The sequence below is a fragment of the Okeania sp. SIO2B9 genome (assembly GCF_010672505.1).
Classification (GTDB): domain Bacteria; phylum Cyanobacteriota; class Cyanobacteriia; order Cyanobacteriales; family Microcoleaceae; genus Okeania; species Okeania hirsuta.
Window position 1 is genome coordinate 1 of the sequence record NZ_JAAHGK010000291.1, and the last position, 6,656, is coordinate 6,656.

Genomic DNA, 6,656 nt, shown 5'->3' on the forward strand with positions numbered 1-6,656 from the left:
GGTTTTGCAGCAACTATCAGGGTTGGTTGTGTTTAGATAATTTTATATAGGAAAAGTAGCTTTTATGGATGATTTTAGTCGTCAAAGGTTACCCAGTGATTTAATCACAGATAAAACTCAAACACCTTTTAATATTGGTAAGGCAATTGAACTACATGGATTTGAGTTTCAAGAAGCAAAACCTTTAGCTTTAGGATTAGAGGAAAAAGTAAATAATCCCCAGGAAGCTCTCAAAGAAATATTAAACTGGTCTGGCGGACAACCTTTTCTCTCTCAAAAATTATGTCAGTTAGTTGTACAAAATTTAGCCGATGGTATGACAAACTATAGGTCAATTCAACAATTAGTTCAAACCAGAATTATTAATAACTGGGAAGCTCAAGATGAACCACCTCATCTCAGGACAATTCGTGATCGCCTGCTTAAAAATAAGCGCTGCATAGGTCAAATATTGGGCATCTATCAACAAATTTTACAACAGGGAGAAATTGTGGCAAATGGCAGTGTTGAACAAACAGAATTAAGGTTATCAGGATTAGTAGTTCAGGAACAAGGAAAACTCAGAATTTATAACAAAATTTATCAACATATTTTTTCTCATAAATGGTTAGAAAGACAATTAGAGCAACTGCGTCCCTATGCTGAAAATTTGAATGCTTGGGTTGCTTCTAACTATCAAGACGAGTCTCAACTTTTGAAAGGTGAATTATTACAAAAAGCTCTATCTTGGTCTAGAAATCATAGTCTTAGTGAGGTTGATTATTACTTTTTAGGCTCTAGTCAAGAACTGGAAAAGTTGAAAGTAAAACAAATATTAGATATCAAAGAACAAGAAAGTATTATCCTAGCTGAAGCCAATAAAACTTTAATCCAAGCTCAACAAAAATCTAAACGAATAGTAAGTGTCGGCACTGTAATTTTAATTATCTCACTATTAGCAGCAACAGTAGTGGGGTTACAAGTAAAACGAGCTAACCGAGAATTAGCAGAAGCTAGTATATCTCTAGAAAGTTTTTCTGCAAAAGAAGTCTATAATAACATCAGTCCATTTGATGCGTTACTGTCAGCATTAAAAGTAGGAAAACAACTGCAACAGTTAGAAAAATCAGCCCCAGTTAGATTAGATAGACGTACAGAAGTCTTGAATACATTAAGATTTGTAGTTTCTGGTATTAGAGAGCAAAATCGCCTTCAAGGGCATCTCGACAGGGTGACAAGAGTGAATTTCAGCCCCAATGGCAAAATTATTGCTTCTGGTAGTGAGGATAAAACAATAAAGCTATGGAATATTCAAGGCAAACTGCTAAAAACTCTCAAAGACCATAGAGACCATATCTCAGGAGTTAGTTTCAGTCCAGATAGCAAAACTTTAGCATCTGCTAGCAGAGACGGTACTATAAAACTGTGGAATGTGGACAACGGTACTCTACTGAAAACCATCCTCGCCCACAATAACACTTGGGTGAGAAGCGTCAGTTTCAGTCCAGATGGGGAACTCCTGGTTTCTTGTGGTTCAAGAGGTTGGGTAAAATTCTGGAATGTCAAAGATGGTACTTTGGTCAGAAAAATTCCCGCTCATCGTACTCCCAATGGTCGTTATTATGCAGTTACTCATGTCAGTTTTAGTCCAGACGGTACTATAGTTGCTTCTACTAGTTTTGACAATAAAATTAAACTCTGGAAAGTTGAAGATGGTAGTTTGCTCAAAACTCTTAAGGGTCATAGAGACGAGGTAAGGGTTGTTACTTTTAGCCCTGATGGTAAAACTTTAGCTTCCAGTAGTGCTGACAAAACCATTAAGTTGTGGGATGTTGAAAATGGTATTGAAATTAAAACTCCTACCCCCAGAGGTCACCGTGGTACAGTCTGGGGTGTCAGTTTTAGTCCTGATGGTAAAACTCTGGTTTCTTCTGCTGAAGATGGTTTGGTGAAACTCTGGAATTTGGAGGAAAAGGGAATTGAACCACAAATTTTCCGAGGTCATGTTGGCATAATTAGGAGTGTTACTTTTAGTCCTGATGGTAAGATGATAGTTTCTACTGGTAGCGACCATACTGTTAGGTTGTGGAATGTAGAAGGTCTAGAAGGTACAGAACCAAGAACTTTTACAAATAATCAAGGTGATGTATCAGTTGTCAGTTTCAGTCCTAATGGCAAAATTCTGGCTTCTGCTGATACTGACAATACTATCAAACTATGGAATGTGGCAGATGGTACTTTACTGATAGTTCTCAAAGGTCACAGTGGAGATGTCTTTCATGTTAGCTTCAGTCCGGATGGTAAATTTTTAGCTTCTGCTAGTCTCGATAATACAGTTAGACTGTGGAATGTGAAAAATGGTACTCTAGTACAGACCTTTAAGGGTCATAGTAGGTCTGTTTATGCTGTTAGTTTCAGTCCGGATGGAAAGATTTTAGCTTCTGCTGGCGATGACCGTACTGTAAAATTATGGCGACTCACTGATCAAGTATTTTTGCAAAGTCTTAAGGGTCATCTCCGCTCAGTTAGGAGTGTCAGTTTCAGTCCGGATGGTGAAGTTTTAGCTTCTGCTGGTTTTGACCATCGGGTAATTTTGTGGAGTGTCGAAGATGGCAGGATGTTGAAAGTTTTGGATCGGGGTAATCTTAACTTGGTTGCTGTTAGTTTTAGCCCAGATGGCAAGTTACTTGCTTCCAGTGGTGGTGATGCTGCTGTGAAGTTATGGAATGTGGCGGATGGTACTGAGGTGCGAACTCTCGAAGGTCATGGAAGTTGGGTGAGAGATATTGATTTTAGTCCGGATGGTAAAATAGTTGCTTCTGCTGGTTTTGATAGAAAAGTGATTTTGTGGAATGTGGCGGATAGTACTGAGGTGCAAACTCTTGAGGGTCATCTGGGTCGGGTTTTTAGTATTAGTTTTAGTCCAGATGGTAAGTTACTAGCTTCTGCTAGTGAAGATGGTACAGTTAAGCTATGGAATTTGACTTTGGATATTGAAGATTTTATGGAGTTGGGTTGTCAATGGTTGAGGGATTATATTGTTACTCAAAATCAGGATGAGGAGATACAAAATATTTGTAGAGACTACTGAACAGGTTGTTTTAATAATTATTGACAACGGCGATCGCACCCTAGAAGTGGCGTGACTTGAATTATCTATCCCACACTTTCAGCTAAAACCTAATACCTACTACCTAACAGCACACTTATCCAACTTTTTCGCCATCCCCTCAGCATGACTCCACCATTTTTGACCTCCTGCCCAAATTCGTGAAGGTAAATGACCAACTGGTGCCCAACTTCTAAACTTAAATCCGCGATCGCGAAAATGCAAATTATAAGTCAACCAACCTACCTGACTACAAAACTCTCCATAATCTTTATCCACACTTTCATAAATCTGTTTTTGCACGCTAAACCCAAACTTCCCCTGACTATACTTCACCCAGAGGCAATCAATAGTCAGCAAATCTTCACAAGGCAAATTATCAATATCATCCCTAAACAAATAACTTTTTCTCCTCTTCCCCAAAGCATCACATAAAACTCCCCAGGTTTCCATATCTGCTTCCCGCCACTTTTGCACTGCCAACAAATACTGCAATTTCCTATACTTTACCCCCACTGCTGAAATTAACTGATTTTCATCGAGTGCCATAACTTGGGGAATAAACCTTCCTACCAAACTCCGGACCGATGGCAACACAGACAACTTTTGATTTACTAACGCCAAAGACTCAACATTTTTCACAGGTCGCCTAACAATATTAGACCTAGACTCCAACACCTCCAAAACTTGTTCCGCTGTCTGATAGCGTTGACTCACAGAATTTTGCAATAATTTATCTAATATATTGCCCAGACTTTGACTCACACTACCCCCACTAGGCAAAAAATCTCGCCATCTCCAACAGTCATTGATGACATCGAACATATCCCACGGTGCAACATCCGTCAGTAAATGAATGCAAGTTACGCCCAAACTAAATAAGTCACTTGCTGGCAATGCTTTCCCTCTGGTTTGCTCCGGTGCCATATATTCTGGACTACCAATAATGGTACCAGTGCGAATTAAAGCAGTACCCGTCAGCAACTTCGCTACGCCAAAATCAATTAATACAATTTCCCCCACTTTTCCTAATTTTTCCAGTTGATTTTCTCCAGGTAGGTGGGGTGGTTTTTGATAGTTAATAGGTGGAGAAATACGACGAATAATATTTTCTGGTTTTATATCCCGATGAATAATTTGATGTTGATGAATAAACTGCAATACTGGCAGTAAACTTCGCAAAAATTGCCATATTTGTTCTTCGTTAAATACCCCCTGTTGTTGTAATTCTTGCTTCAGTGTCAAACCCTGAATATATTCCTGCACCAAATACAAATTTTGATTGTGTTGGAAGTGAGCTAACAATAAAGGAATTTGTGGATGTTGCCCCAACTGTACTAACCGCATCACCTCTCGCCGAAATAATCTTGCTGTTGTGTGATGACTTTCGGGGTCTTGGGTAGGACATGAAAGTTGCTTGAGAATACATGGGAGCTTCAGAGGATGTTTTTCATCTACGCCCAAAAATGTTTTGCCAAAACCTCCCTGACCAACTTTTTTCAGAAGACGATAGCGTCTGTGGAGGAGTAGGGGCGATCGGCAACTCTGGCAAGAGCTTGCTGTATCTGGATTTTCAGGATTGGGACATTGAGGGTTAACACAATAACTCATTGAGGGGTTGGTTTTAGATTTTAGATTTTTGTCTAGGGGGTTTACAAATATAATTTAGTAATGCTATAGTAGTTTACTGTAAGAAAAATATGTATGGCGAGCGTGGCCAAGTGGTTAAGGCAGTGGTTTGTGGTTCCACCATTCGTGGGTTCGAGTCCCATCGTTCGCCCTTTTTAATATTATAAAGTCTTAAAGGCTCTGACAAAAACTCAAATAAAAATTGACAACTTTGGTAGGGTGTAGACATCTACAACCCTAAAATTTATTTATTCTTATTGTTCTCCATCGTCGGACACAGGGAATTGTTGACTTAACTCCTGAACAGTTTGTTGAATCACACTCAACTTCTCATCTATAGAAGCTAAAATTTCCTTGGGGTTATTATCAGTAGGTTCTTTTTCAACATACTGCACTGCTTCTTTTGCCCAGTTGCGGATACCTATGGGAGCAAATGCTTTGAAAGTATCTTTTACTCTGTCGTTGGACTCAGGAGCTTCAAAAGCATAATATTCAATGATTTTGGCTATTATTACGTCTGAAAACTTTGTATGACCTTTGATCCACTTATCTCTGCTCGCTAAATCTGCTTTTGTATACCAACCAAGAAGTTGATAAATCTTATCTTGTAAATCTTTTTTTAATCCCGAGTTTCCAGTACCACATAATTTCGCTGTAGCGTTAAAAGTGAAATAAGCTTTGTCATCTCTTTCGCTGTAAGTAACTTCCTTCAGTATTGCTAGTGCATAAATCATCTCTCTAGAAGGGTAGCTTTTAACCATAGCAGTTTCTCTGATAGTCGGTAAAATTTCCCTCAGTATCCAGCGCTTAAATTCCTTCTCTCCTAAGGAATTCATTATTAACTCATATAGCCCAAATTCGGAAGTAACAATAATTTCTTGTTCGTCGTATATTTTTGCGTAATTTTGTCCTCATCGCTCAACCTACCATCAGGTATTTTTAAAATATCACAAATATCTTCCACAACAAAATAAGGTTCGTCACCGTCTCCAAAAATAACACGCACTTTATTGGAGTTGAAATTGTAAGTAAGCATAGGTTTTTTCTGTTAATTAATTAATTAATTGATTAAGGATTCAATTTCTCCTTAGCCATTAACCATTTTTCCATAGTGTGGAGGTATTGCTCAAAAATGAACCCAATTGAACTGGAGTAGCAGCATCTCAAAAAGGATGAATGTTCGGGTCAAAAGGAACCCGGTTTTGAGAATAAACCTTATGTTTTAACAACAGACATTATTAATTTTCTTACTATAAAAGTTGCATCCCTTTTCCTTAAAGTATTTTTTAATTTAAACACTGTCTATATGAGAGATTCTTGTTACTGATAGCTGTTTACGCAGCATTACGCAGGAAATTATTATGTTATTTTTCCACAAAAAATTTACTCTTTCTCATCTTGAATATTTTCAGCAACCTGTTCAATTTATGCCATTTCATCGATCATTTGTTTTGGTGTTCGTTTCTGAGAATTTTGAATATAATTTAACTTCATTTATTCCAATAAATCAGACAGTAAAGACTGCAGTTCATGCAATGTTGCTTCATCCTGAAGTTCTTGACGTAAAGCATCTTGAAATTGTTTAGCTAAACTGTCAAAAAGTTCCCTTTAAAGGACTAATTTTATTCTCAAAAAAATCTATTTCCTGAGTAACATTTTTTGACATTAAATAATCGATACTCCAGAAAGTTACAAAAGCTTTTCTTGTAGATTCAATCCTCACTCGTTTACGCATTCGTCGTTGAATTTTGGCAAAAGTGGCAAACTTATTACCTGCTATAAATGGGTCATCTTCTATTAAGGCCACACTCTCACTGCGTCAAGAAGTTAATAAATCTTTTGTAGTTGGGTCTAGGAGTCCTTTTTCTGGTAGTTGTGCCACCAATTGATTCACAGTAACAAGATAATTATCCGTCTGAATATTAGGTTCTATACCTTT

At 37.8% G+C, this 6,656-nt stretch carries 5 protein-coding genes and 1 tRNA gene; 2 read left to right on the forward strand and 4 right to left on the reverse strand.

The window, feature by feature from the left end:
• Positions 1-64 precede the first annotated feature (64 nt).
• Positions 65-3,070 carry an AAA-like domain-containing protein gene (locus tag F6K13_RS12395; RefSeq protein WP_287287508.1) on the forward strand — a complete coding sequence of 1,002 codons (3,006 nt, stop codon included), beginning with the start codon at positions 65-67 and terminating at the stop codon, positions 3,068-3,070.
• Positions 3,071-3,169: 99 nt separating this feature from the next.
• Here the strand turns inward: F6K13_RS12395 and F6K13_RS12400 are convergent, their stop codons facing one another.
• Complete coding sequence (locus F6K13_RS12400) at positions 3,170-4,699, reverse strand: serine/threonine-protein kinase (protein WP_192901203.1); 1,530 nt, start codon at positions 4,697-4,699, stop codon at positions 3,170-3,172.
• Positions 4,700-4,795: 96 nt separating this feature from the next.
• Here F6K13_RS12400 and F6K13_RS12405 point away from each other — a divergent pair.
• Positions 4,796-4,868 (forward strand) — tRNA-His (locus tag F6K13_RS12405).
• A gap of 103 nt (positions 4,869-4,971) precedes the next feature.
• Here F6K13_RS12405 and F6K13_RS12410 read toward each other — a convergent pair.
• From F6K13_RS12410 to F6K13_RS12420, 3 genes are all read right to left on the reverse strand, one after another.
• Positions 4,972-5,553 carry a hypothetical protein gene (locus F6K13_RS12410; RefSeq protein WP_124155107.1) on the reverse strand — a complete coding sequence of 194 codons (582 nt, stop codon included), beginning with the start codon at positions 5,551-5,553 and terminating at the stop codon, positions 4,972-4,974.
• 2 nt (positions 5,554-5,555) lie between these two features.
• Positions 5,556-5,753, reverse strand: a complete 198-nt coding sequence (locus tag F6K13_RS12415) for a hypothetical protein (RefSeq protein WP_124147158.1) — start codon at positions 5,751-5,753, stop codon at positions 5,556-5,558.
• Positions 5,754-6,311: 558 nt separating this feature from the next.
• On the reverse strand, positions 6,312-6,524 hold the full coding sequence (locus F6K13_RS12420; RefSeq protein ID WP_124147159.1) for a hypothetical protein: 213 nt from the start codon (positions 6,522-6,524) through the stop codon (positions 6,312-6,314).
• Between the last annotated feature and the right edge of the window lie 132 nt (positions 6,525-6,656).

Bases quoted from the DNA above. Each gene is read 5' to 3' on its own strand.
- F6K13_RS12395 (WP_287287508.1), top strand. From the start codon at position 65: ATGGATGATTTTAGTCGTCAAAGGTTACCCAGTGATTTAATCACAGAT.
- F6K13_RS12400 (WP_192901203.1), bottom strand. From the start codon at position 4,699: ATGAGTTATTGTGTTAACCCTCAATGTCCCAATCCTGAAAATCCAGAT.
- F6K13_RS12410 (WP_124155107.1), bottom strand. From the start codon at position 5,553: ATGAATTCCTTAGGAGAGAAGGAATTTAAGCGCTGGATACTGAGGGAA.
- F6K13_RS12415 (WP_124147158.1), bottom strand. From the start codon at position 5,753: ATGCTTACTTACAATTTCAACTCCAATAAAGTGCGTGTTATTTTTGGA.